This window comes from Streptomyces sp. NPDC048584, from assembly GCF_043199595.1.
Lineage (GTDB): Bacteria > Actinomycetota > Actinomycetes > Streptomycetales > Streptomycetaceae > Streptomyces > Streptomyces edwardsiae.
The window spans coordinates 68,033-91,608 of record NZ_JBICWF010000007.1; the positions used below are offsets into that span (position 1 = coordinate 68,033).

The 23,576-nt window shown below is 70.9% G+C and carries 17 protein-coding genes; 12 read left to right on the plus strand and 5 right to left on the minus strand.

The window, feature by feature from the left end:
- Positions 1-129: 129 nt before the first annotated feature.
- Entirely contained in the window at positions 130-873 is a 744-nt protein-coding gene (gene aztA, locus ACGFR9_RS17225) for a zinc ABC transporter ATP-binding protein AztA (protein ID WP_393208756.1), read from the minus strand.
- Positions 874-888: 15 nt separating this feature from the next.
- On the opposite strand from aztA, the gene aztB reads away from it, so the two are divergent.
- The 5 genes from aztB to ACGFR9_RS17250 all read left to right on the plus strand — a co-directional run bounded on the left by aztB (position 889) and on the right by ACGFR9_RS17250 (position 5,957).
- Positions 889-1,773: a zinc ABC transporter permease AztB gene (gene aztB / locus ACGFR9_RS17230; protein WP_393208759.1), complete on the plus strand. Its 885-nt coding sequence runs from the start codon at positions 889-891 to the stop codon at positions 1,771-1,773.
- A 10-nt stretch (positions 1,774-1,783) separates the two neighbouring features.
- Positions 1,784-3,019 carry a hypothetical protein gene (locus ACGFR9_RS17235; RefSeq protein ID WP_393208762.1) on the plus strand — a complete coding sequence of 412 codons (1,236 nt, stop codon included), beginning with the start codon at positions 1,784-1,786 and terminating at the stop codon, positions 3,017-3,019.
- Positions 3,016-3,966, plus strand: a complete 951-nt coding sequence (gene aztC / locus ACGFR9_RS17240; RefSeq protein WP_393208765.1) for a zinc ABC transporter substrate-binding protein AztC — start codon at positions 3,016-3,018, stop codon at positions 3,964-3,966. Before ACGFR9_RS17235 ends, aztC begins: the two co-directional genes overlap by 4 nt.
- Positions 3,967-4,054: 88 nt before the next feature.
- Entirely contained in the window at positions 4,055-5,254 is a 1,200-nt protein-coding gene (gene aztD, locus ACGFR9_RS17245; protein WP_393208768.1) for a zinc metallochaperone AztD, read from the plus strand.
- A gap of 73 nt (positions 5,255-5,327) precedes the next feature.
- Entirely contained in the window at positions 5,328-5,957 is a 630-nt protein-coding gene (locus tag ACGFR9_RS17250) for a class I SAM-dependent methyltransferase (RefSeq protein ID WP_393208771.1), read from the plus strand.
- Positions 5,958-5,995: 38 nt separating this feature from the next.
- Here ACGFR9_RS17250 and ACGFR9_RS17255 read toward each other — a convergent pair whose 3' ends face one another.
- Entirely contained in the window at positions 5,996-6,883 is an 888-nt protein-coding gene (locus ACGFR9_RS17255; protein WP_393208774.1) for an NAD(P)H-binding protein, read from the minus strand.
- A 63-nt stretch (positions 6,884-6,946) separates the two neighbouring features.
- Here ACGFR9_RS17255 and ACGFR9_RS17260 point away from each other — a divergent pair, with 63 nt between their 5' ends.
- The 5 genes from ACGFR9_RS17260 to ACGFR9_RS17280 all read left to right on the plus strand — a co-directional run bounded on the left by ACGFR9_RS17260 (position 6,947) and on the right by ACGFR9_RS17280 (position 15,821).
- Complete coding sequence (locus ACGFR9_RS17260) at positions 6,947-7,543, plus strand: TetR/AcrR family transcriptional regulator (RefSeq protein ID WP_393208777.1); 597 nt, start codon at positions 6,947-6,949, stop codon at positions 7,541-7,543.
- A gap of 216 nt (positions 7,544-7,759) precedes the next feature.
- Complete coding sequence (locus ACGFR9_RS17265) at positions 7,760-10,879, plus strand: discoidin domain-containing protein (RefSeq protein WP_393208780.1); 3,120 nt, start codon at positions 7,760-7,762, stop codon at positions 10,877-10,879.
- Between the two features lie 280 nt (positions 10,880-11,159).
- The gene (locus ACGFR9_RS17270; protein ID WP_393208783.1) at positions 11,160-11,327 is read left to right on the plus strand and encodes a hypothetical protein; all 168 of its coding nucleotides are present in this window, start codon (positions 11,160-11,162) and stop codon (positions 11,325-11,327) included.
- 243 nt (positions 11,328-11,570) lie between these two features.
- Positions 11,571-11,888: a DUF427 domain-containing protein gene (locus ACGFR9_RS17275; RefSeq protein ID WP_393209575.1), complete on the plus strand. Its 318-nt coding sequence runs from the start codon at positions 11,571-11,573 to the stop codon at positions 11,886-11,888.
- 849 nt (positions 11,889-12,737) lie between these two features.
- Positions 12,738-15,821 (plus strand): tetratricopeptide repeat protein, encoded by a 3,084-nt coding sequence (locus ACGFR9_RS17280; RefSeq protein ID WP_393208786.1) that lies wholly within the window; start codon positions 12,738-12,740, stop codon positions 15,819-15,821.
- 58 nt (positions 15,822-15,879) lie between these two features.
- Here the strand turns inward: ACGFR9_RS17280 and ACGFR9_RS17285 are convergent, their stop codons facing one another.
- Positions 15,880-16,794 (minus strand): DUF4394 domain-containing protein, encoded by a 915-nt coding sequence (locus ACGFR9_RS17285; RefSeq protein WP_393208789.1) that lies wholly within the window; start codon positions 16,792-16,794, stop codon positions 15,880-15,882.
- A 282-nt stretch (positions 16,795-17,076) separates the two neighbouring features.
- On the opposite strand from ACGFR9_RS17285, the gene ACGFR9_RS17290 reads away from it, so the two are divergent.
- Together ACGFR9_RS17290 and ACGFR9_RS17295 are read left to right on the plus strand one after the other, a co-directional pair.
- Entirely contained in the window at positions 17,077-17,514 is a 438-nt protein-coding gene (locus tag ACGFR9_RS17290) for an NfeD family protein (RefSeq protein ID WP_393208792.1), read from the plus strand.
- Between the two features lie 28 nt (positions 17,515-17,542).
- A complete protein-coding gene (locus ACGFR9_RS17295; RefSeq protein ID WP_393208795.1) occupies positions 17,543-18,646 on the plus strand; it encodes an SPFH domain-containing protein in 1,104 nt (367 codons plus the stop codon).
- Positions 18,647-18,702: 56 nt separating this feature from the next.
- Here ACGFR9_RS17295 and ACGFR9_RS17300 read toward each other — a convergent pair whose 3' ends face one another.
- Positions 18,703-20,439 carry a VanW family protein gene (locus ACGFR9_RS17300; RefSeq protein WP_393208798.1) on the minus strand — a complete coding sequence of 579 codons (1,737 nt, stop codon included), beginning with the start codon at positions 20,437-20,439 and terminating at the stop codon, positions 18,703-18,705.
- An 809-nt stretch (positions 20,440-21,248) separates the two neighbouring features.
- Complete coding sequence (locus ACGFR9_RS17305) at positions 21,249-23,309, minus strand: glycoside hydrolase family 36 protein (protein WP_393208800.1); 2,061 nt, start codon at positions 23,307-23,309, stop codon at positions 21,249-21,251.
- Between the last annotated feature and the right edge of the window lie 267 nt (positions 23,310-23,576).

Genomic DNA, 23,576 nt, shown 5'->3' on the forward strand with positions numbered 1-23,576 from the left:
GGCCGCTCGGGGCGGGCGGCGCGCGCCGCGGGGCCGCGCCCCCCGGGGCGCCCGCCCCCCCCCCCCCCCCGCGCCCGGGGGGGGCGCCCCCCCCCGCGGGGGGGGGGGCCCCGGCCCGGCCCCCACGCCTCATTCCGGCTGCCAGATCCGGGACAGGGCCGCAGGGCTGAGTACCCGCTCCGGTGAGCCCTGGGCGACCAGCCGTCCGTCGCTGAGGAGCAGGCAGACGTCGGCCGAGCGGGCGGCCTCCAGGTCGTGCGTGGCCTGGACGACGGTCGTGCCGTCGGCGATCAGGTCCGTCAGGAGGGTCGTGATCCGGGCCCGGGCTTCGGGGTCCAGCCCGGTGGTCGGCTCGTCCAGCAACAGCAGGTCGGACTGCTGGGCGAGCCCCTGGGCGATGAGCACGCGCTGGCGCTGCCCGCCGGACAGCTCGCCGAGTTGGCGGGCGGCGAGGCCCAGGACGCCCAGCCGTTCCATGGCGGAGTCGACCACGGTCCGGTCATGGCGGGTCAGCCGCCGCCACAGCCCCCGCTGCCCCCAACGGCCCATCTCCACGGTCTGCCGCGCGGTGAGCGGGAGCGCGTCGCCGACGGCACCGCGCTGCGGGACGAAGGCCGGCGGACGGCCCGGTGCGTAAGTGAGCTGCCCGGATGTGGCATCGATCACTCCGGCGAGAACCCCGAGGAGTGTGGACTTGCCGCTCCCGTTCGGTCCGACGAGCGCCGTCATGGCCAACGCCGGTATGCCGGCCGTGAGTTGGCGAAGCACCCGGCTGCCCGGATAGCCCGCTTCCAGACCGGTGACGCGAACGCGCTGATCGTTCGCTTCGGCGTCGGGGGATTCGAGGCGATGTTTGTTGAACATGATTGTCATTGTAGTGTTCGCCGCATGGAGTGGTTGACGGCCCCTTTCGAAGTGGCCTTTGTGCAGCGCGCCCTGTGGGCCGGGATGCTGGTGTCGGCGATCTGCGCCCTCGCGGGGACGTGGGTGGTGCTGAGGGGGATGGCCTTCCTCGGCGACGCCATGTCCCACGGCCTGCTGCCGGGCGTTGCGATCGCCGCACTGCTGGGCGGCAACCCGCTGGTGGGGGCGGTGGTGAGTGCGGCCGTCATGACGGCGGGTGTCACCGCCCTCGGCCGCACTCCGAGGCTGTCCCAGGACACCGGAATCGGCCTGCTGTTCGTCGGCATGCTGTCGCTCGGCGTCATCATCGTGTCCCGCTCGCAGTCCTTCGCCGTGGACCTCACCGGGTTCCTCTTCGGTGACGTACTCGCCGTACGCGAGAGCGATCTCGTCCTTCTCGGAGTGGCGCTGCTGCTGGCGCTGGCCGTCTCGGCGCTCGGTCACCGGGCCTTCCTGGCGCTGGCGTTCGACGAGCGCAAGGCCAAGACGCTCGGCCTGCGGCCCGGGCCGGCGCACGCCGTGCTGCTCGGCCTGCTGGCCCTGGCCATCGTGGCCTCCTTCCACATCGTGGGAACGCTGCTCGTCCTCGGTCTGCTCATCGCCCCGCCGGCGGCGGCCCTGCCCTGGGCGCGCAGCGTGCGGGGCGTCATGGTCCTGGCGGCGCTCCTCGGCGCGGCCGCCACCTTCGGCGGTCTGCTGCTCTCCTGGCATCTGAGCACCGCGGCCGGCGCGACGGTCTCGGCTCTCGCCGTCGCCCTCTTCTTCCTGTCCCACCTGGCATCCGGGATACGGCACCGGCGCCGCGCGGACATCCCCCGGCCCGCCACCGTCTCCGCGCATGCCCCCACGACCCGACCGAACGAAACCTGAGGCGATCCCCTTGTTCGTCCGAAAACACGTCACCTCCCTGACACCGGTACTCCTTTCCGCTGTTCTGCTGAGCGCGGGCTGCGGCGCCCACGACGACGAGCCCGGACCCGGGACCGGATCGGAGGGTGCCTCCGCCGCAGCCCCCCACGGCTATGTCGAAGGCGCCACCGAGGCGGCGGAGCAGCAGTCCCGGCTCCTCCTCGGCGACCGCGCCACCGGCGAGACACGGGTACTGGACCCCGTCACCGGCAAGGTCCACGAGACAGCCCGCAGAGCGGGGGTCACCGAACTCACCACGGACGGCCGCTACGGCTACTTCCACGACACCGACGGCATCCACGTCCTCGACAGCGGCGCGTGGACGGTCGACCACGGAGACCACGTGCACTACTACCGCGCGAAGATCCGGGAGGCGGGCGAACTCCCCGGCGGCACCGGCACGAGCGTCCGCGGCGACGCGGGCCTGACCGTGGTGACGGACGCCGGCGGAAAGGCGGGTGTGCACCCCCGCTCCGACTCCGCGAAGGGCACATCCGTCCGGCTTCCCGGCAGCTACGCCGGAGCCGTGGTCCCGTACGCGGAACACCTGATCGCCCTGACCCGCGACGGCGACGGCCCCGCACGGGCCGTCGTGCTCGACCGGTCGGGCAAGCGCGTCGCCTCCCCGGCGTCCGAGTGCGAGGACCCGCAGGGCGACGCGGTCACCCGGCGGGGAATCGTCCTCGGTTGCGCCGACGGCGCCCTGCTCGTCCACGAGGACGACGGCGTGTTCACCGCCGAGAAGATCCCGTACGGCGAAGACGTGCCGGATACGGAGCGGGCGACGGAGTTCCGCCACCGCCCGGGCAGCACCACCCTCACCGCCCCCGCCGGGAAGAACGCCGTCTGGGTCCTGGACGTGACCGAACATGCCTGGACCAGGGTGGAGACCGGCCGGGTGATCGCCGCGAACACCGCGGGCGAGGGAGCACCGCTGGTCGTCCTGGAGAACGACGGAGCCCTGCACGGCTACGACATGTCCAGCGGCGAGGAGACCGCCGTCACCGATTCCCTGCTGAAGGACGCCCCGAAGGCGTCGACCGGCAGCGCCGCGGCACCGGTGATCGAGATCGACCGGAGCCGGGCCTACCTCAACGACCCGTCGGGCAAGCGCGTGTACGAGATCGACTACAACGACGGCCTCCGTGTCGCCCGCACCTTCGATCTGGACGTCCGGCCGTCCCTCATGGTGGAGACGGGCCGATGAGCCTGCGCGCGAGGGCGGCGCGCGTGCGCGCCCTGTTGCTGACCCTGGTCGCCTTCCTCGTTCTCACCGCCACGGCGACCGGCTGCACGAGCGGCGGCGACGACCGGCCCCGGATCGTGGTGACGACCAACATCCTCGGTGACATCACCCGCGAGATCGCCGGCGACGAGGCGGCCGTCAGCGTCCTGATGAAGCCCAACGCCGACCCGCACTCCTTCGGCCTGTCGGCCGTGCAGGCCGCCGAGCTGGAGAACGCCGACCTGGTCGTCCACAACGGCCTGGGCCTGGAGGAGAACGTACTGCGGCACGTGGAGGCGGCCCGCGCGGCGGGCGTGGCCACCTTCGCGGCCGGTGAGGCGGCCGACCCCCTCACCTTCCACACCGGCGCAGCCGACGGGGCCGGAGAGCCCGACCCGCACTTCTGGACCGATCCCGACCGTGTTCGCAAGGCCGCGGGCCTCCTCGCCGACCGGATCGTCGAGCACGTCGAGGGTGTGGACGAGAAGACGGTCCGGGACAAAACGGCACGCTACGACGGACAACTCGGCGACCTCACCGCCTGGATGGAGAAGACGTTCGCCGCCGTCCCGGAGGACCGGCGCGCCCTGGTGACCAACCACCACGTCTTCGGATACCTGGCCGACCGCTTCGGCTTCCGCGTGATCGGTGCGGTCGTCCCCAGCGGCACGACACTCGCCTCCCCGAGCTCCTCCGACCTGCGCTCCCTCACGCAGGCCATGGAGAAGGCCCGCGTACGCACCGTCTTCGCCGACTCCTCCCAGCCCACCCGGCTGGCGGAGGTCCTGCGCCAGGAGATGGGCGGTGATGTGGACGTCGTCGCCCTGTACTCCGAATCCCTGACCGAGGAGGGCCAGGGCGCCGGCACCTACCTGGACATGATGCGCGCCAACACCACGGCCATGGCCGAGGGCCTCACCGGCGACTGAACGAACACACCCCCGCGGCCCGGCGGACCGAACGCCGGCCGCTCCACCCCCTGAACCGCCCTGCCCAGGGCCGGAGAGGAAACACACCATGAACAAGCCCACGCGCGCCCGAATGGTCATGGGCACGGCCCTCGCGGTGGCGGCATCGATGGCACTGACCGCCTGCGGCGGCAGCGACGACGCCTCGACCGGTGCCGCGCCGAAGCAGACCGGGAACAGCGGGACCGCCACGGTCGCCGACCCGCTGGTCGCCTCCTACGACGGGGGACTGTACGTCCTCGACGGCGAGACCCTGGAACTGGCGAAGACCATCGAGCTGCCCGGCTTCAACCGGGTCAACCCGGCGGGCGACCAGGACCACGTCGTCATCTCCACCGACACCGGATTCCGCGTCCTCGACGCCGCCCGCCAGACCTTCACGGAAACCGAGTTCAAGGGTGCCAAGCCCGGTCACGTCGTACGGCACGGGGGCAGGACGGCCCTGTTCACCGACGGCACCGGGGAGGTGAACGTCTTCGACCCCGCAGACCTCGGCGGCTCAGGCCGGCCGCAGGCTCGTACCTACACCTCCGCCGAGCCCCACCACGGGGTCGCCATCGAGCTGACCGACGGCGAACTCGTCAGCACCCTGGGCACCGAGGAGAAGCGCAGCGGCGCCCTCGTCCTCGACAAGGACGGCAAGGAGATCGCCCGCGCCGAGAACTGCCCGGGAGTGCACGGCGAGGCCGCCGCGAAGGACGAGGTGGTCGGTCTCGGCTGCGAGGACGGCGTACTGCTCTACAAGGACGGCGAGTTCACCAAGGTCGACGCCCCCGACGACTACGCCCGCACCGGCAACCAGGCGGGGAGCGACGCCTCCCCGATCCTCCTGGGCGACTACAAGACCGACCCCGAGGCGGAACTGGAACGGCCCACCCGCATATCGCTGATCGACACCCGCTCCGCCACGATGAAGCTGGTCGACCTCGGCACCAGCTACTCCTTCCGCTCGCTCGCCCGCGGCCCGCACGGCGAGGCACTCGTGCTCGGCACCGACGGCGTCCTCCACAGCATCGACCCGGAGACCGGAAAGGTGGAGAAGCGGATCGAGGCGGTCGGCGCATGGACGGAGCCCCTGGACTGGCAGCAGCCCCGGCCCACCCTGTTCGTCCGTGACCACACGGCGTACGTCTCCGACCCGGGCGAGCGCCAACTGCACGCCTTCGACCTGGAGTCGGGCAAGAAGCTGACGTCCGTGACCCTGCCGAAGAGCACCAACGAACTGTCCGGCACGGTGGCCGGCCACTGACCGTCCCTCTCTGCCGGAACGCCCGCCGACCCTCCGTCGGCGGGCGTTCCGCCACGGGTGCTAGCTTCCTCCCGTGGCGGAACACCAGGACGAGACCAAGGCTGCCTACGACGGCGTCGTCGAGCTCTACGCGTCGCTGTTCGCCGATCGGTTGGAGACCCACCCGTTCTCACGGAACATGATCCGCACGTTCGCCGAACTCGTGCGCCAGACGGGCAACCTGCGGGCAGCCGACGTCGGATGCGGGCCCGGGCATCTGACGGCCATGCTGAACGAACTCGGTCTGGACGCCCGCGGGTTCGACCTCTCCCCGGGCATGGTCGACCACGCCCGGCGGGCCCGTCCGGCGCTGCGCTTCGATGAAGCGACGATGGAGGCCCTGCCGGTCGGGGACGGCACGCTCGGCGGAGTGCTGGCGCACTACTCGATGATCCACACCCCACCCGGAGAAGTGCCCGCGTTGCTCGCCGAACAGGTGCGCGTCCTGGCGCCCGGGGGCCTCCTTCTGGTCTCGTTCTTCGCGACCGACGGACCGGAACCGATCTCCTTCGACCACAAGGTGACACCCGCCTACAGCTGGCCGGCGGACCGGTTCGCCGAGCTGCTGGCCGGGGCCGGCCTCGTCACGTTCGCCCGGCTGCTCCACGACCCCGCCTCCGAACGGGGCTTCCTCGACGCCCACTTGCTGGCCCGCCGCCCCTGAGGACGCCCGCAGGGCGCCCCGTTGACGGTTCGACGAGGTCACGCGCCCGCGGAACCCTCCGTGAACGCGGTGGCGTGGTCGGCGACCCATTGACGAAACGTCCGGGGCGCCGTCCCCAGGATGTCGGCCACCGAACCGGTGAGGTAGGCGGGCTGTCCGACCGCCGCGCTCCACGCGGTGAGCAGCATGTCGACGACCGGGCCGGGCGCCGTGGCCCGAGACATGCTCCGGAACTCGTCCGGCGTCATCTCCTCGAACGCGATCCGGATCCCCAGGGCGTCCGCGATGACGGCCACCTGCGCGGCCTGGGTGAGTGATTCGGGTCCCGTGAGGACGTAGTCGCCTCCGGCATGACCGTCCTTGCGGAGTGTCAGCGCGGCGACGGCCGCCACGTCGCGGTCGTCGACCGGCGCCGACTCGGCGGCGCCGTAGGGCCACCGGACGCCCTCACCGGTCCGGATCGCGGGCGCCCACCAGGCCGACGAGTTCGACGCGAGCATCCCCGGCCGGATGATCGTCGACTCGAGTCCGGTGGCCGCGATGAGCCGCTCGATGCCGGCGTGCAGCACGGCCACGGGATTGGGCTGCTGGAAGAAGGGGTGCGGCGTCTTGTGCGGGGAGGAGAGGAGGACGACCCGCCGTACGTGTGCTGCCAGCCGCTCGACGACCGCCGCGGCGGTCCGGGAAGGGGCGGTCCAGACGAGGAAGACCGCACCGGCGCCCCGCAGGGCCGGGTCGAGCGACTCGGGCACGGTGAGGTCACCCCTGAACACCTCGACCTCCGGCGGCAGAGCCGCCGTTGCCCTGGAGCGGCGGGTGAGGGCGCGCACCGGCACGCCCGCGTCGAGGAGCCGGCCGACGACGAGGCGACCGATCCGGCCTGTCGCCCCGGTCACGAGCACGGGAGGAATGTCTGTCTGTGTCATGACGCCCATAGAAACGTTACTCGGTTAAAAAAGCAACTCGGTAACGAATGTTACTCTGGTCGGATGAACGAACCGACGGGGCTGCGGGCCCGCAAGCGGGAACGGACGCGGGACGCCATCGGTGACGCGGCCGTCTCGCTGTTTCTGGAGCACGGCTTCGACCGCGTCTCGGTCAACGACATCGCCGCGGCCGCCGAGGTCTCCAAGCCGACGCTCTTCCGGTACTTCCCCACCAAGGAAGACCTGGTGCTGCACCGGTTCGCGGACCACCAGGGGGAAGCCGCACGCGTCGTACGTCAGCGAGGGCCCGACGCCGAGCCGCTGGATGCCCTGCGTCGTCACCTCCGCGCCGGCCTCGACCGGTACGATCCCGTCACGGGCCTCAACGATCACCCCGAGGTGGTGGCCTTCCACCGGCTGGTCTTCACCACCCCGAGCCTGGCGGGACGGCTCACGCGTTACCGGCTCGAGGACGAGGAGGCGCTGGCCGACGCCCTCGGAGAAGGCATCCAGGCACGTCTGCTGGCCGCCCAGGTGCTCGCGGTCCAACGGGTGCTCGCCCGCGCCAACTGGCAGAAGATCGCCGACGGCCGTACCGCCCACGACGTCCATCCCGAGGCGGTGGCCGACGCCGAGCTGGCGTTCGCCCGACTGCGATGAGGCTCCGGTCGAGCGTGCTCCGCAGGCCGATACGCGCGCTGCCCCCAGCCGGGTCGAGCCCGCCTGAGACACCCGGTGCGCACAAACCCGCCGAGGCACACCGAGACCTGCCCGCCGTACCCACTCGTTCCTCCACACCTCTTGACGTATCGGCACATGGGACCGAAGAATTCACGCCACCCCATGACAACGTTGTCTACGTGAGAGGTGCCGACAGTGCTGCCGAGATCCCCGATCAACCGCCGACGCTTCGTCCAACTCGTCGGCGCCGGCGCCGCAGTGTCGCTTCCCCTGGCCATGAGCGGCGGCACCGCTCGTGCCCAGGGACGAAACCACACGGCACCGGACCCGGTGGCGGAGACGTACTACCGCGTCCTGCTGAACCACACCCGCTGGTCGGAAACCCAGTGGGACGCGGCTCGCGGCTGTTACACCAACAAGGATTTCGGCTTCGCCGTGGTGCTCGGCCACGCCGTCCTGCTCACGCGCGGAACCTACGACGGTGACCGGGCCGGGATCGACGAGCGGACCCTGAAGGCCCGGACGATCGCCACGATCCGGCATTTCGCCGCGTCCAACAGGCTGACCGGCGGAACCGAATGGGGCCGGAGGCTGTTCTTCGACACCACCTTCCAGTCGTACTTCGTACTCGCCGCACGTCTGCTGTGGGACGACCTGGACGAGACGACGAGGTCCCGCGTCGCCACCATCGCCCGCGAACAGGCCGCATACACAGCCGGCTTGGGCACGGCCGACGACCCCGACTCCGGCAGCTGGACCCCGCGCGGACTGCTCGGAGGCCACCAGGGCGACACCAAGCTCGAGGAAATGGGCGTCTACGCGCAATCGCTGGCCCCCGGGCTGGCCTGGGCCGCGGACGATCCGCGGCACCCCGAATGGGCCGAGGCCTTCGGCGCGTGGTCGCGCAACGAGGCCGGCCTGCCCCCGGCGGACCTGGCCAACCCCGCCCGCGTGGACGGGGTCCGCGTCTGCGACAACACAGCGCGCAACCTGTACGACACCTTCATCGTCGAGAACCACGGCTCCTTCGGGCCTCACTACCAGGAGGAACTGTGGCGCACATCGGGACGGAACGCCGCTCACTTCATCACAGCGGGCCGGGCACTGCCCGAAGTGCTCACCAACCAGCCGAACGCCGACGAACTGTGGCGCACGCTGCTCGGAGTGATGAGTGACGCCGGTGAGCCGCTGATGCCCATGGTCAACGATCGCGAGCACCTCTACGGCCGTGACGTCATCCCCCTCGCGTTCCTCGCCCAGGTGGGCGGGGACCGAGCCGCCGCCAGGGCGGAAGTGGCACTGGCGGAGCGACTCGAGGCCTACCAGAGTTACCCGCCCGAGTTCAGGCTGGCGAAGTTCTCGGGTGAGCCGAAGTACGAGCCGGAGGCGCGTGCGGAGCTCGCCATCAGCTACCTCCTGCACCTGTGGGCGAACGACCGCGGCCGCACGGCCCGTCCCTTCTCCCAGGAGGAACTGTTCGAACGCGCCGCGGGGGTCACCGACTTCGGCCCCGGCCCCGGCCTGGTCTCGCACCAGACCGCCGCCGCCTGGGCGGGTGCCGTCACCAAGCAGGGCTTCCTGAAGTTCGCGTGGCAGCCGTCGCACGACGACTGGCTGTTCAAGCTCAGCGGGTCCACGGCGATGTTCCTGCCGACTACCTCACTGAGGGAGAGCGGCCGCCGGGTGCGGACGTACGCCGCGAACCGGGACGGGTTCGACGGCAGTGCCACCCTGCTCCGACTGGGAACGGGACACGCGGGATTCACCACGCTGCCCACGGGCGCCGTCGTCTACGCTACATCGGGCCTCGCGGCGGGCGAGGGCCGATTGGAGATCCACAATGTGACCATGCCCGGCGTGGCAGGCCTGACAGGTGCGCGGACCTATCGCTTCGCCGAGGGCAGTGCCATCGTCGCCTCCGCGGACTCCCGGCCGGCCACAACCGCCGCACGCGTCGACGAGGTCACCTTCCCGCGCACCGAGGTACGGCATCTGCGCATGCTCGGCGTGCGGCCCGACCCGGCATACGGCTACTCCCTCTACGCCTTCGAAGCCCGCGACGGGGCGGACGGCGCCGAGGCGGCCCGGGGCGGAACGGCCACCGCCTCCTCCTACGACGCGGGCAAGGAGCCGGGCCTGGCGGTGGACGGCAACGCCACCACGAGGTGGGCGGTCTCACGGGCGGACCGTCCCCGGGCGGACAGCTGGCTCGCTGTCGACCTCGGGTCCGCACACGCGGTGGACCGGGTCACGCTGCGCTGGGAAGCCGCCGCCGGGCGCGCCTACACCGTGCAGGGCTCGGCGGACGGACGTCAGTGGAGAGACCTCGCCTCCTGGCCCGTGCCCGAGGTCACCAGCCGGGGCGGCTGGCTCGACGTGGACGGCCGTGCCGGCCTGCTCGTGCGGGGCTCGGATCTGCCGCTGACCGTGTCCCGGGACGAGATCCTCCTGGCGGACGGCCCGGCCGCCCCCCTCCTGGTCGAAGGACTCCCCAATGCCTCGGCCCGTACCCTGCGCGAACGAGCCGCAGCACCCGTCCCCCGGGCGGAGGCCGAAGCCGTCCGCGCGGCCCTCACCGACGATCACCTCAGCCTGTTCAACCTGTCGGACGGAGCCGTGACCACACGCGTCGCCATACCGCAGACCGGTACCGGGAGGGTGCTGTTCGAGGGCCGTCAGACGCTGTCCGCGGACGGGACCGCGTACGAGGCCGAACTCGACGCGGCCGAAGCCCTGCTGCTCCCGCCCCGGCTGACCCTGCACCCTCTCACCGGCGGTCGTCTGCCGGCGGGGCTGCGAGCGCAGGTGGCCGACGGGGCGACGGTGCGACTCACCGGTCCGGCCTGCCGTGTGCGGGTGACCGCCCAGGGGTACAGCGAGGTGGCGGTGATCCGTCCCGGCCGTACCACGACGGTCACCGTGCGTCGGGCGACCGCCTACCCCCTGCACGATCTGGCGTTGGGGCGCACCGTGTTCCCGACCGGCCCCCTGCCGGCGGGCATGTCCGATCCCTCGGCCGCCGTCGACGGCGATCCGTCGACGGCATGGACACCCGGCCCCGATGGACGCATGGTCGTCGACCTGGGTGCCCCGCTCCGGGTCCGCGACATCCGCACGGACTGGACGGGCGGCCATGTCCCCTCCCTCCGAGTGGAGTTCAGCGGTGACGGCCTCGACTACACCCCGGCCGGGCAGCTCACCGGCCGGGGCCGCACCCGGCGCCTCACGACGGACATCACCGCGCGCTACATGGCCCTGGCGACCGACGCGGGAAAGGGGAACAACGCCCGGCTGATCAAGCTCTCCCTGCTGTGACGCCCACCCCCGCCGACACGGCCCGGACCTCCCCACACCCCGTCCGGCAGTGCGGAGGGCGGCCGGCGAACCGGTCGCGGCGCCGTCGGACCGCGGCCGGGGCCGGGGCGACGCGCCCGTCGTACGCCACTCACCGCGCCCCTCGCAGCGGCCGGCGGTGCGCTCGACATCCGGCGGGCGATTCGCAGCTCAGCGGTCCGGGGAGGCCGTCGTGTGTCTGCGGAGACGTTGGCCGGGCATACGGGCTTCACCCCGTTCTGCTTTGAGAGGAGCTCGTTTCATGCTCGGCATGGTTGCGGCGGTGCTGTTCTTCGTGTCGTTTCTGATCAACGCGGCAGACGTCAGCACCAACGACGTGTTCTCGTCGACCAACGTGATGCTGCTGGGGCTGACAGCCCTGGCCCTGCATGTGGCCGGGGTCGGTACCGGCTGGTCCCGCAGGCGCTGACCCCTGCTGTCCGCGGGCCCGGTGACAGATCGTCACCGGGCCCGCGGACCCGTTTCCGTGGCGGGACCCTGTTCCTCGTGGCGAACGGCGCGTTCTGTGCTGGTCCTTGGAGGAAGGTGTGAAGGTTTGCCGGGCCGCCATGCGTTCGCGCCCCCATGGGAAGAATCCGGCTCGCGGTCGTGCTGTCCGATGCAGATCAACCGACAGAGGAGGACGACCGTGGCTGAGGGACTTCCCAGGCGTATGGGGCATCGCATCACCGTCGAGCCGAGTGACCGGCATGTGCGGGCGGTGCGGGGCGAGCTGGTGCTCGCGGACAGTGACGGGGCGTTGGTGCTGCGCGAGCCGGGCTGTCCCGACGCGTACTACATCCCCGTCCAGGACGTACGCCTGGATCTGCTGACCGAATCCGATACGCGCACGCACTGCCCCTTCAAGGGGGAAGCGTCGTACTGGTCGCTCCCGGACGTGCCGGATCTCGTCTGGACGTACCGCGATCCGAAGCCTGACCTGGCCGAGATCAAGGGCCACCTCTGCTTCTACGAGGTGGAGGTGTCCTGAGCGGCTCATCGCCTGCCGTACGGCAGGCGGCACCCGGGCGGCGGTTCGGTCCCGACGCCGCACTCCGCACGGTTGCCTGACCTCGCCACAGACGGTAGGAGCCCGGCAGGTCCCGCACCTCCACGAAAGAGTGACCGCCTCGATACCGGCCTTGCGCACGTGTGCGGCGAGGAGGCCCGAGGCAACTGCCGACAGGCGTGCCTTCACCGAGGGGAGTCTGCCGGGCGGAAGCGTGACCTCGACGTGTATCAGCGTGTCGCCGTCCTGCCCCTCGTCCTCGTCGTGTGTCCCGACCCGGCTCATCGAGGCCGTGGACAGGCCGCTGGAGCCACTTGCCGTGGGAGGCGTCCCGGGGTACCCGGGCGCGCAGGACGGCGAGCAGGAACAGCGGACTGGCCACCGAGTTCCCCTGCCTCGGCCGTCGCCGAGATCGAGCGGGCGGGCTTCCGCGGTCCCAGCCGCCGGGGCACCCGGCACATTCGCCGGTGCGGCTTCGCCGAAGCCGGACTCCGCTCCCTGCTCACCGGCGGGAACCCGGCCGGACCGGTCGAGCCGAGTGTGTCGCCCCGGAGAGATCCGGCAGCAGGGCGAGGTGCGGGAGGAGCCCGGACTCACGACCGGTGCCCCTGTCCGGATGCCGGGCGGCGGAGGGATCCGGCGATGATCCGTGCAGGGCGGCGCCTGTCGAAGCCGACGAGCTGACGCACCCGAGTGCGGCAGGAGAACCCATGTCACTGGGCCGGATTAGGCCTTCCGGACAGGGTGATGACGGCGATAGAGAGGGGGAGCGGTGGGGATTTTGTGAACCTGTCAATCGGGGGGCCGATGCGCATTCAGGTACTCGGGCCGGTGTCCGTCTGGAGGGACGGCGCGCGGCTGGCCCTGGGCTCCCCCCAGCGTCGCGCCGTACTCGCGCTCCTGACCGCCTCCCGCGGCCGGCAACTGCCGTTCGCCGGCCTGGCGGAGGCCTTGTGGGCAGAGCAGCCACCGGCGAGCGCGCCGAACGTCGTCCAGACGCACATCAAGCACCTGCGCCGGTTGCTGGAACCCGGGCGGCCGCCCAGAGCGCCCAGCATCGTGCTGCCCCGTGTCGGCGACGGCTATGCGCTGCGTGTTCCCGATGATGCCGTCGATCTGTCGCGCTTCCGTGGTCTGGTCGACGCGGCGGACGCCGCGCGGCGTCATGGCGATGAGTCGCGGGCCAATGCCCTGCTGGCCGAAGCACTCGACGTGTGGCGCCAACCGCCGCTCGTCGATCTGCCGTTCCTCGCCTCCCACCCCGTGGTCGTCGCGTTGACGGGGGAGCGCGGCGGTGTGGTGGCGCAGTACGGGGACGCCATGATCGCGGCGGGAAGAGGTGCGGAGGCGCTGCACATCCTCCAGGAGGCGGCGGCCGCGCACCCCCTGGACGAGGACGCCCAGGCCCGGCTCATCCGCGTGTACGAGTCCGTCGGCCGACGTGACCAGGCGGTCGCCGTGTATCGGCGCAGCCGCCGTCGGCTGGCCGACGAACTCGGCGTCGATCCCGGGGCGGCCCTGTCGGAGGCCCTCTCCGCCGTGCTGTACAGCCGTCCGGAGCCTCCCCCTTCCGGGAGAGGACGAGCAGCGGGTCCGGCCCCCGGGCATCAAGCCGCGTACCCCGCGCGGCCACCGGCCCGCGCACCGGCGCAGTTACCGGCCGATGTCCCCGACTTCGCCGGCCGGGAAGCCGAACTGGGGGCGCTCGACCGTCTGCTGGACACGGCGGAGGAGAACACCACCGCGATGGCCGTCACGGTGGTCTCCGGCACCGCCGGCGTCGGCAAGACCGCTCTGGCCGTCCACTGGGCGCACCGGGCCCGTGGCCGCTTCCCGGACGGGCAACTCCACGTCAACCTTCGTGGATACGATCCCGACCTCCCCATGCCACCGGGCGACGCCCTGACCCGGTTCCTCACGGATCTCGGGATCCCCGGTGACGCGATTCCGCTCGACGTCGACGAGCGCACGAGCCGCTACCGGACCGAGATGGCCGAGCGGCGGATGCTGGTGGTGCTGGACAACGCGCTGTCCGAGGAACAGGTCCGGCCCCTGCTTCCCGGCTCACCGTCCTGCGCCGTGCTGGTCACCAGCCGGGACAGCCTGGCCGGCCTGGTCGCCCTGCACGGTGCCCGCCGCATCGGGCTGTCCGCTCTCGCGCGGACGGAGGCACTGGACCTGCTTCGTACGCTCATCGGCGACCGGGTCACCATGGAGCCGGGGCCGGCCGCGCTGTTGGCCGAGCAGTGTGTGGGACTTCCGCTGGCCCTGCGGATCGCCGCCGAACTCGCGGTGGCACGCCCGGAGTTGCCGTTGGCGGACCTGGCAGCGGAACTGGCCGACGAGCAGCGGAGACTGGACCACCTGGACGCGGGTGGCGACCCGCGTGCCGCGCTGCAGTCCGTGTTCTCCTGGTCGTACCGGCGTCTGCCCGCCGAAGCCGCCCGCGCCTTCCGGTTGATCAGTCTGCACCCAGGACCGGAGATCGACGCTCACGCCGCCGCCGCCCTCGTCGGCGTTCCGCCCCACGAACCGGACGGGCAGCCGGACCACGCGCCGGACGGCCGACGTGCCGCCCGCCCGGACGGGCCGGCCCATCCGGTCAGGACGCTGACCGTGCTGGCCCGCGCCCATCTCCTCCAGCCCGTGGGCCCCGGGCGGTACAGCACGCACGACCTGCTGCGTGCCTATGGCTACCGCCTCACCCGCACGCGCGATTCCGACAACGACCGGCAGGCGGCCCTGTCCCGGCTCTTCGACCACTATCTCGGTACGGCCGCGGCCGCCATGGACGCCCTGTACCCGGCCGAAGGACATCACAGGCCCGCGGTCGATCCCGTCATGGACGCCTCACCCGTCGCGGGCGACCCGGTCGCGGCACGAGCCTGGCTGGACGCCGAACGCCCCGCTCTCGCCGCGGTCTGCGCGATCGCCGCGGACCGCGGCGCAGGGCGGCACGCCGTCCAGTTGGCCGCCGTGCTCTTCCGGTACCTCGACGCGGGTCACCACACCCAGGCGCTGGAGATCCACCACCATGCCCTGCGCGCCGCGGAACGAGCCGGTGACGCGAAGGGGCAGGCCCACGCACTGACCAACCTCGGCTGCGTGCACTGGCGGATGGCCGACGCCGCTGCGGCCAGGGAACACCTGTTACGTGCCCTGGAGCTGCATGTGAGCACGGAGGACCGTGCGGGGGAGGCCAGGGCCCTGTCCAACCTGGGCAATGTCCACTGGCGCCAGGGCCACTTCCATGAAGCCGTCCGCTGCCATCAGCAGGCGCTCACCCTGTACCGGGAGACCGCGGACCGGGTGGGGCAGGCACGGACGCTGACCAACCTCGGCAACGTCCGGCTGCGGCTGGGCCTACGCGGGCAGGCGGCCGACGACCAGCGGCAGGCCCTCGTCCTGCACGAACTCACCGGCGACCGGATCGGTCGTGCCCGCACCCTCTGTCACCTGGGCAACGCGTGTCTGGAACTGGGCCGGTACGACGAGGCCGCCCGCTGTCAGCAACAGGCCCTCGCTGTCTTCAGGGAACTCGGCCATCCCGGCGGCGAGGCATACGCGCTGTCGGGCCTCGGCGACGTCCGACTGCGGCAGGGCGCGTTCGAGGCCGCGATCGAACACCATCGGCGTGCCCTCGACCTGTTCCGGGAGAACGGGGAGCACTACGGCGAGGCGTCCGCGCTGAACGGGCTCGCCGAGGCGCTGTACTCCGGCGGTTGCCACGACGAGGCTCTCGCCCACTACTCCACCGCCGTGACGGTCGCGGCCGGCACCGGGGAACACGACCAACTGAGCCGCGCCCGCGCCGGCGTCGACCGGACCCGGCACACCCTCGAACTCGGAGCCGGAGCCGCCGCGCCGACGTCACCGGGGCAACGGCCTCGTCCCGTGTCCGAACCGGCCGGGTAGCCCGGTGAGCCCGCCCGACAGCGGGAGACGGGCCCACCGGACCGTCCCGCCCCGGCCCTCAGGGACTGGTGTCGAGGGCGACGGCCACGTCGCCGATGGTCAGCGGGAACCACGGATCGTCGGTGGCGACGGCCGTCGCGGTACCCGTGAGCACGTCGACGGTGTAGAACGTCGTCAGGGTGCTGTTGGGGGGCGTGACAGCGGCGAAGCCCGTGGCCGAGACGGTCTTGCCATTGACCAGGTCGCTGTAGATGTCGAAGCCCGCGTTGGAGCCGGCGTCCACACCGAGCTTGCCGGTCGGGGCCAGCGTGCCGTTGTTGGCCGGCGACTGGACCACGACCTGGTCCGTGGTCGTGTTGAGATCGAACAGGGTGGTCGCCGTCTCCCCGTTCAGGTCGTTGTTCGTGTAGGCGGCGGCGGTCACTCCCCTGGAGACGTTCTCGACGCCGGGTGTGGACAGGACGGAGTCCTCCGCGGTGTGGCCGGCGGCGGGGGAGGCGCCCGCGGTTTTGTCGTCGATGTTGTGGCGAAGGTTCTGGCCGTTGTCGCTGATCACCCGCAGCCGGTTGGCGGCCGGATTGAAGTCGACCCCGAAGTTCGTCCCGTACAGCGGAATCGTGAGCTGGGAGACCTTCGTGACCACGACGTCCACGGTCTGCGGCGGCGTTTGGATGGTGTAGACGCCGCCCTGGTTGCCGACGCCGTACATGAGGCCGTTCTGGACGCGGAAGTCGATTCCGACCAGGGCGGTGTCGCCGCCGAGTCCCTTGACGATCCGCACCCAGTCGAGCACGTCGGGTCTGTCGGTGGTGAAGGTGGCCATCCGTGTGCCGTCACTCGTGATCGCGAACGCCCGCAGCGAGGCGACCTGGGCCTGAGCCGTACTGCTGCCCGGAGCGGTGACCGCGACGAGGGCCGCGGTGGACGCGACCGTCACGGCCGCGGCGATCTTCTTCCTGATCCCTGTGCTCATCGGTGCATCCTCCCGTTGGACATGGCGTGGTGCGGGAAGCGCGGCAAGGTGCCGCTGGGCCGAACCGTTGGCCGGCGGGCACAACCTACGAGCGGGCACTGGACATCCACTGGACAGTGATTGAACGTGGCCGCGCGAGCGCGGTCGCACCGCTGGTGAGCACTGTCGTTCCCCTCCGGGGCCGTGAGCCGACGATCAGGAACGACTGCTGCCGCGTGTCTGTCCCGTCCCGAGTTCCGGGCGGTAGCTTGGTGGAGAAGGCCCCTGAAGGAGGGCGATTCGATGCCGTGGTTCGTCTGGCTGTTCGCCGCTGCGGCACTGGGTGCCGCGGAGTTCTTCACCTTGACACTGGTGTTCGGATTGCTGGCCGGTGCCGCGTTGGTCGCCGCCGTGGTCGCGGGAGTGGGCATCGGTCTTCTCGGCCAGCTCCTGGCCCTTGGCGCAGCGGCCGCGGCGGGCCTCGTCATCGTTCGTCCCTTCGCGTTGCGGCACATGGAACAGCAGCCCCTCACCTACGAGGGCACTGACGCGCTGATCGGCAAGCGGGCCGAGGTCATGCGGGAGGTGACCGCGACACGGGGTCTGATCAAGCTGTCCGGCGAGGAGTGGTCGGCCCGGGCCTTCGACGAAAGCCTGGTGATCCCGGTGGGAGCGCTGGTGGATGTCATGGAGATCGAGGGCGCCACGGCCATCGTCTACCCCCGCGAGCTCCTTCCCTGAGCGGTGAACACACAGCAATGGAGGCACTGTGGACCCGGTTGTCGTCCTCGCCCTGGTGGCGGTCATCGTCGTCGTCTTTCTCGTGGCCTCCACCGTGCGGATCGTCCCGCAGGCGCGCCGCTACAACGTCGAGCGGTTCGGCCGGTACCGCCGGACACTGCAACCCGGCCTGAACCTGGTCGTCCCGGTGGCGGACCGCATCAACACCAAACTCGACGTACGCGAGCAGGTCTACTCGTCCGACCCCAGGCCGGTGATCACCGAGGACAACCTCGTGGTGAACATCGACACCGTGCTCTACTACCAGATCACCGATCCGCGGGCGGCGGCCTATGAGGTCGCCGACTACCTGCAGGCGATCGACCAGCTCACTGTGACCACGCTCCGGAACGTGATCGGCAGCATGGATCTGGAGGAGACGCTCACCTCGCGTGAGGAGATCAACTCCCGGCTGCGCGCCGTCCTCGACGACGCCACCGGCAAATGGGGCATCCGGGTCAACCGCGTGGAGATCAAGGCCATCGACCCCCCGCACACCATCAAGGAGGCGATGGAGAAGCAGATGCGGGCCGAGCGGGACAAGCGTGCGGCCATCCTGCACGCCGAAGGGGAGCGGCAGGCCAAGATCCTCACAGCGGAGGGCACGAAACAGAAGGACATCCTGGAGGCGCAGGGAGCGCAGCAAGCCATGATCCTGCGGGCGGACGGCGAGGCGAAGGCGGTGGAGCTGGTCTTCCAGGCCGTCCATCGCAACAACGCCGACCCGAAGGTCCTCGCCTACAAGTACCTGGAGACCCTGCCGCACCTGGCGAGCAGCGACAACAACACCTTCTGGGTGATCCCGGGGGAGCTGACCGAGGCCGTTCGGACCGTGACCCGGGCGTTCGGTGATGAGTCGGCGGCGGCCCCTCACCCATCCGCGCAGCCCGGGGAAGCGGCCGGTGCCGGCGACACGTCGGAGGAAGGCCGCACTCCGGAGCTCGCCGCAGGCTGGACGGCCGCGTCCGACGCCGCCGCGGCGGCCGACGAGGCCGGGAAGCAGGCGGCGGCCGCGGTGAGTGACGCCAAGGCGGAGGCCGAGGCTGCGAAGTCGCCCCAGACTCCGCGCCGGGGGGCGGCGGGAGGCGGGTGAGTCCCGCCCGGAGGTGACCGAGCACGACAGCTGTGCGGCCGGCCCCGAATTCGCCCTCAGGGCTCGCGCGGCGTCGCTTCGCAGATGATCTCGTTGCGCGGGGTGTAGCGCGTGTGGAACGGCTCCCGCCTCACTTCCCCGCCGTCGGTGTGGAACACCCGTTCCACGGTGACGTCGAAGCCTTCGAGCGGGGTCTGCGGTACGCACTGCTCGTCGCCGCTCACCTTCGTCCCCGGCTGCCGTACGTCGGTGCGCGGCCCCTTGACCGAGGTGATCTCGTCGTACTTCTTCGTGCCGAGGAAAGTGATGGTCACCGAGGTGTCGGTGGACGCGGCCTGGATGTAGACGGCCCTGCCCGAGTCGTTGGCGAACCTCAGATCCAGGCTGCCCCAGGCGACCGTCGCCTCACGGCCCTCGGGGTAGCGCTCGATGTAGAAGGAGTGGGCGCCGTGCTCGACAGGCTTCAGGCCCGCGAAGAACATCGCGTTGAAGACGGTCGTGGCCACCGCGGAGACACCTCCGCCGGGTGCCTTGGTGTACTGGTCGTCGTAGATCATGATGCCGTCGACGAAGCCGTTGGCCTTGGTGCGTTCGCCGACGGTGCGGTTGAAGCTCCAGGTCTCGTCCGGCATGACCAGGGAGCCGTTGATCAGTTCCACCGCCCGGCCGACGTTCGTCGTACGGTAGGCGGCCGGTTCGAAGTCGACGGTGAAGGACGACAGCTTCTCGGTCAGCCCCAGCCGCGCCGCGTTCTCACGGGTGAGCTCCGGCTGGGTCCGCCGCGCGTCCACCTCGCCGGTGCGGGCGGCGCCCGACTCGGTCAGCAGGGGGAGTACGGCCTTGCCGAGAGCCTTGTCGGTGACCTCCACGGCGGATACGGCGTCCGCGGTCACCGCCACCTTGTCGCCGTCCAGCCCCAGCCGGGCGTTCCGCGGCGTGCTGGGGAGATCGTTCAGCGCGCCGGTCACCACGGGGGCGGCACGCAGACCCTTGGTGTCGAGTTCCGGGGTGAGCCTGCCGGTGTCGTCCGGCCGCATCGCCAGGTAGTCGTCCAGAACGGTCGGGAGGAGCGTGAACCTCTTGCCGCCCGCGGTGAGCGTGACCGGTGAGGACATCGCCGGCTGTGCGAACTCGCGCACCGCCCGCCGCACCTCTTCCGCCGTGACCTCGGGCCGGGTCTCATGTGAGGGCAACTCCGTGACCGAGTCGGCCGTGCCGCGCAGAAAAGGGGCGCGCAGGGCGCCGATCGAGGCGTCCACGTCCAGTGCGTACCCGGTACGCGGGACGGTCTGCTCGACATGCCCGCCGACGAAGGACACGGTGCCGTTCCGGGCGTCCTGGTCGAGGCTCTTCGCCAGCTTTCCGAGAGCGGCCCGGGCCTTGCTCTCGTCCACCCGCACGACCGGTTCGATCTCACCGCCCGACCGGAACAGCCCGCCGATCGCGCTCACCGGATCGGCGCCCGCGGACACCGCCCGGTCAAGGGTCGCCCCGATGTCGAAGGCGAGCCCCGCACGCCGCGGGTCGACCGTGCCCTCGCGGTCGCCGAGCTGCACCGCCAGCTCCCGCGGACCGGCCGCCACCAGGTGCCGCTCCAGCTTCCGGGCCGCTTCCTCACGGGTCAGGCCCCCGATGTCCACGCCGCGCACCGTGGTCCCCGCCTCGATCTCACCGCCGGCGAGCAGCAGCCCGGCGAGGTACAGACCGCCGACGCCGACGGCCAGCGCACCGCCCGCCAGGGCGACGGGCGAAAGAGCGGCTGTGCGGGGGACGAAGGGTATTCGGGGGCGCATGGGTCTCCTGGACGAACGGCGAAACGTGCGCCCGACATCGCGGCAAGGTGAGTGAGGACAGTGGCACAGGCTACCCACAACCGGACGTCAAAAGGTATATCGAAGGTCACATGGGGCTTTTTTGATCATCAGGCCCTTCTGGATCATTGGTCCGAGCGACGAGTGCAGGAGTGCGCGGCCTCTCGTCCCGGTGCTCCGGCACCGTCCGAACCGGGAGGCGGTGCACTACTGACAACGTTTCCTGCACGGGTGACAACGGTTCCCGGCCGAGGCGGACCTCCGGCCGGGAACACGGAAAGGTGCACATCGGTGAGGCGGCCTTGTTCGGCCACGCTCATGGTGACGGTTCTCCTCCTGCTCCCAGGCTGTGCTGATGAACCGCCGTAGCGCGCGGAGTCGATCGTCTCCAGCGGCTCGTGTGGTCCAGTTCGTCCCGCAGTTCGGCGGCTCCGGCGGTGCGTCCGGGACGTCGGTGACGGTGGCGGAGGAGCGCCGGAAGAGAGCGGTCCGGGGGTGGGCCATCTCGTGGCCGACCGACCCGGGGAGAGGAGCTCCAGGGACGCGTGCCTGTCGTGCGGCTCGTCGCAGTACGACCACGGCTCGTCGGCGGGCCACAGGAGCGGCCCGCCGACGGAGCTGTCGTGCACGGTCGGCGCCCCGGGCCGCGGATGCAGCCGGATCGCCCTGCGCGCCGACGGGCCGGCCGAGGGAAGAGCGCGGTGACGTCGACCGGCCGAGGCGGGGTGGTGAATACGGCGTTCACGGCGGTGATGCTGCCGACAGCCGCTGACTCGGGTCCACCGATCCCGTCAGCCGATGGGATCGGCCACGATGAGCTGGAACCCCGTGAAAGCCAGCTTCACGGTGTTGTGACGGGCATCGACGGTTCCGAGCGACGCGCCGCTGAACGGGTCGGTCAAGCGGTATCTGCGCCGCTCCAGACCGCGCAACTCGACCGTCCCGTCCCATCGAGGGGCGTAGAACGCGAAGTGCAGGGTCGCGCCCTTGGCCACGACATGCGCCTCGGGTTTGTCGAAACCGATGTCGTACAGATCGCCCCGGTACTCGCCGGTGGGCAGCATGTTCTCCTCGTACAGGTTCACCCACCGGCGCCAGAGAATCTCTCTTTCCGGCGTGAGCACGATGCCGTCGTCCGGGCCCGCCGGGTAGGTGAACTTGGTCGACAGGACGGCTCCCACACCGTAGCTGGAGGCGAAGTCGTCGCCGCTGTCGCTCAGTTCGACATGGTCGCCGGCATAACTGCCGCCCTCACCCATCAGCGCCTTCATCGTCTTGCCCTTGGTCCGGACCTGGTAGGACGACAGTGGGTCCGAGCTCGGGTACTGGTCGGTGTAGGGCAGGTTGTGGAAGGCGAAGGCGGTGCCGCAGGGGCACAGTTCGATGACCGCGTCGCGGTTCACATCGTGCGCGGCCTCGTGCACCGCCTTCCAGAACTGGGCCAGCCCCTCGGTCGATTCCTCGGGGCGGGCGTGCCCGTGTGCCGGGTTGTGACAGGGTGCGACCGCGTTGAGGTGCTGGCCGTCGATCTTGAGCCCCTCATAGCCCCAGTCGCCGATGAACTTCCTCACCTGCGCGACGAAGTAGTCCACGGTCGGCCGGTACGCCGGGCACAGCGTCCAGGCGTCCCACCAGCTCACCCGCTGCTTGTTGCCGTCGCGGTCCAGCAGCAGCATGTCGGGGTGGTCCCTGTAGAGGTCGCTCTCAGGGTCCGCTGCCAGTGGGGCCCACCACAGACGCGGCCGCAGGCCGGCGTCCCGGATCTGCCCCGTGAAGACGCGCATGTCCGCTTCGCCCCGCGGGAACTTCCGCGGGTTGAGGTCCCAGTCGCCCTCGTTGGTCTGCCAACCGTCGTCGAGCACAGCCCACTTGAGGCCGACCTCACGCACCTTGGGAAGGGTGCCGATGACCTGTTCGACGGTGAAGTCGCGCTCGTAACCCCAGGCGCACCAGATGGGCTCCACGGCGGGTTCGAGCGTCCTGGGCGCGCGCTGGCCGACGTCACTCATGTAGTCGCGGTAACGCTGGAGAGGCACGAAGTGGTCACCCGGGTGGGCTGTCAGAAAGGTGGTGTCCGTGGTCAGCCGCCGGCCCGGCTTCAAGGTCACAGGGGCGTCGCCTTCGACGGCGAGGCTCGCTCCGTCCGCCGTTCTGCGAACCGGTAGACGCAGCATCCTGGCCACGGGTTCGACGTGCCCGACGGAGAGGCCGGCGCCCGGGCGCCACACGGATACCAGCGGGGTGCCGCCGCCGTAGTCGGAGGCGTCCATCCCGAGCGAGTTCTCCTGGTGGAACCCCTCGGTCATCGGCCGCACCCAGTCGCGGCGGTCCTCATACGTCGTACCCGAGAAGGTGTAGAAGCCGCGGGGGACCTCCAGGAGCTCGTGCGCTCCGCTGCGCCACCCGGTGACGGCCAGGTCGGCGCCGGACGCGTTGGTGTAGGTCACCTTCATGACGATCATCCCGGTCAGACGCCGGAAGGAGGTCAGCTCCAGCGTCTTCCGTACGCCGGTCACGGATTCGCCCCAGACGGTCACCTGGACGCCTGCGCCGTGCAGAGCGTGCCTGGTGCTGCGGACCCTGTGCCTGCGGTAGGCGAACTCGTCGATCGTCGTGTCGCCCAGAAGAAGGGCCTCGCCGGCGTCGAAGCGCGTCACGTCGACGCCTTCCAACGCCACCCGGCTGCGCAGTTGGTCGTCGAACTCCAAGGTGATGGACGTGTCGCCGACCCCGACGACATCGGGATCACGGTTCGGTGCGGCGGCCGCGGCTGTGGCGTTGCCGGCCACGGCGGGGAAGGCGGCCAGGCCGGCACCCCCCAACGCCACCTTCAGTACGCTTCGCCGGTTCATATCCGTCATCTCGAGCTCTCTTTCGGCAATGTCGGACGGCTTTCAGGCTCGCCGTGCGTCAGCTGGACGGGTGGACGACGTGCGTCGGCGTGCTCGCGACCGGGCGGACCGTCCGCGCGCAGCGGCAGTGCGATATCTGGTCTGTGGTCGGTCTACGGTCGGGCGCTGGGCTGGATAGGGGTGGGGATCGGCGGTGGCGCACACGAGATCGTGGAAAGCCGAACCACGTGTCGGAGTGCTCACCGAGAGTGGTCTCGACCCGCCGTC

What these genes read in the sequence shown, in the direction of transcription:
- ACGFR9_RS17255 (WP_393208774.1), bottom strand. Translation starts at nt 6,883, where the DNA reads ATGACACAGACAGACATTCCTCCCGTGCTCGTGACCGGGGCGACAGGC.
- aztB (WP_393208759.1), top strand. Translation starts at nt 889, where the DNA reads ATGGAGTGGTTGACGGCCCCTTTCGAAGTGGCCTTTGTGCAGCGCGCC.
- aztC (WP_393208765.1), top strand. Translation starts at nt 3,016, where the DNA reads ATGAGCCTGCGCGCGAGGGCGGCGCGCGTGCGCGCCCTGTTGCTGACC.
- ACGFR9_RS17300 (WP_393208798.1), bottom strand. Translation starts at nt 20,439, where the DNA reads ATGCGCCCCCGAATACCCTTCGTCCCCCGCACAGCCGCTCTTTCGCCC.
- ACGFR9_RS17290 (WP_393208792.1), top strand. Translation starts at nt 17,077, where the DNA reads ATGCCGTGGTTCGTCTGGCTGTTCGCCGCTGCGGCACTGGGTGCCGCG.
- ACGFR9_RS17270 (WP_393208783.1), top strand. Translation starts at nt 11,160, where the DNA reads ATGCTCGGCATGGTTGCGGCGGTGCTGTTCTTCGTGTCGTTTCTGATC.
- ACGFR9_RS17305 (WP_393208800.1), bottom strand. Translation starts at nt 23,309, where the DNA reads ATGAACCGGCGAAGCGTACTGAAGGTGGCGTTGGGGGGTGCCGGCCTG.
- ACGFR9_RS17260 (WP_393208777.1), top strand. Translation starts at nt 6,947, where the DNA reads ATGAACGAACCGACGGGGCTGCGGGCCCGCAAGCGGGAACGGACGCGG.
- ACGFR9_RS17275 (WP_393209575.1), top strand. Translation starts at nt 11,571, where the DNA reads ATGGGGCATCGCATCACCGTCGAGCCGAGTGACCGGCATGTGCGGGCG.
- aztD (WP_393208768.1), top strand. Translation starts at nt 4,055, where the DNA reads ATGAACAAGCCCACGCGCGCCCGAATGGTCATGGGCACGGCCCTCGCG.
- ACGFR9_RS17285 (WP_393208789.1), bottom strand. Translation starts at nt 16,794, where the DNA reads ATGAGCACAGGGATCAGGAAGAAGATCGCCGCGGCCGTGACGGTCGCG.
- aztA (WP_393208756.1), bottom strand. Translation starts at nt 873, where the DNA reads ATGACAATCATGTTCAACAAACATCGCCTCGAATCCCCCGACGCCGAA.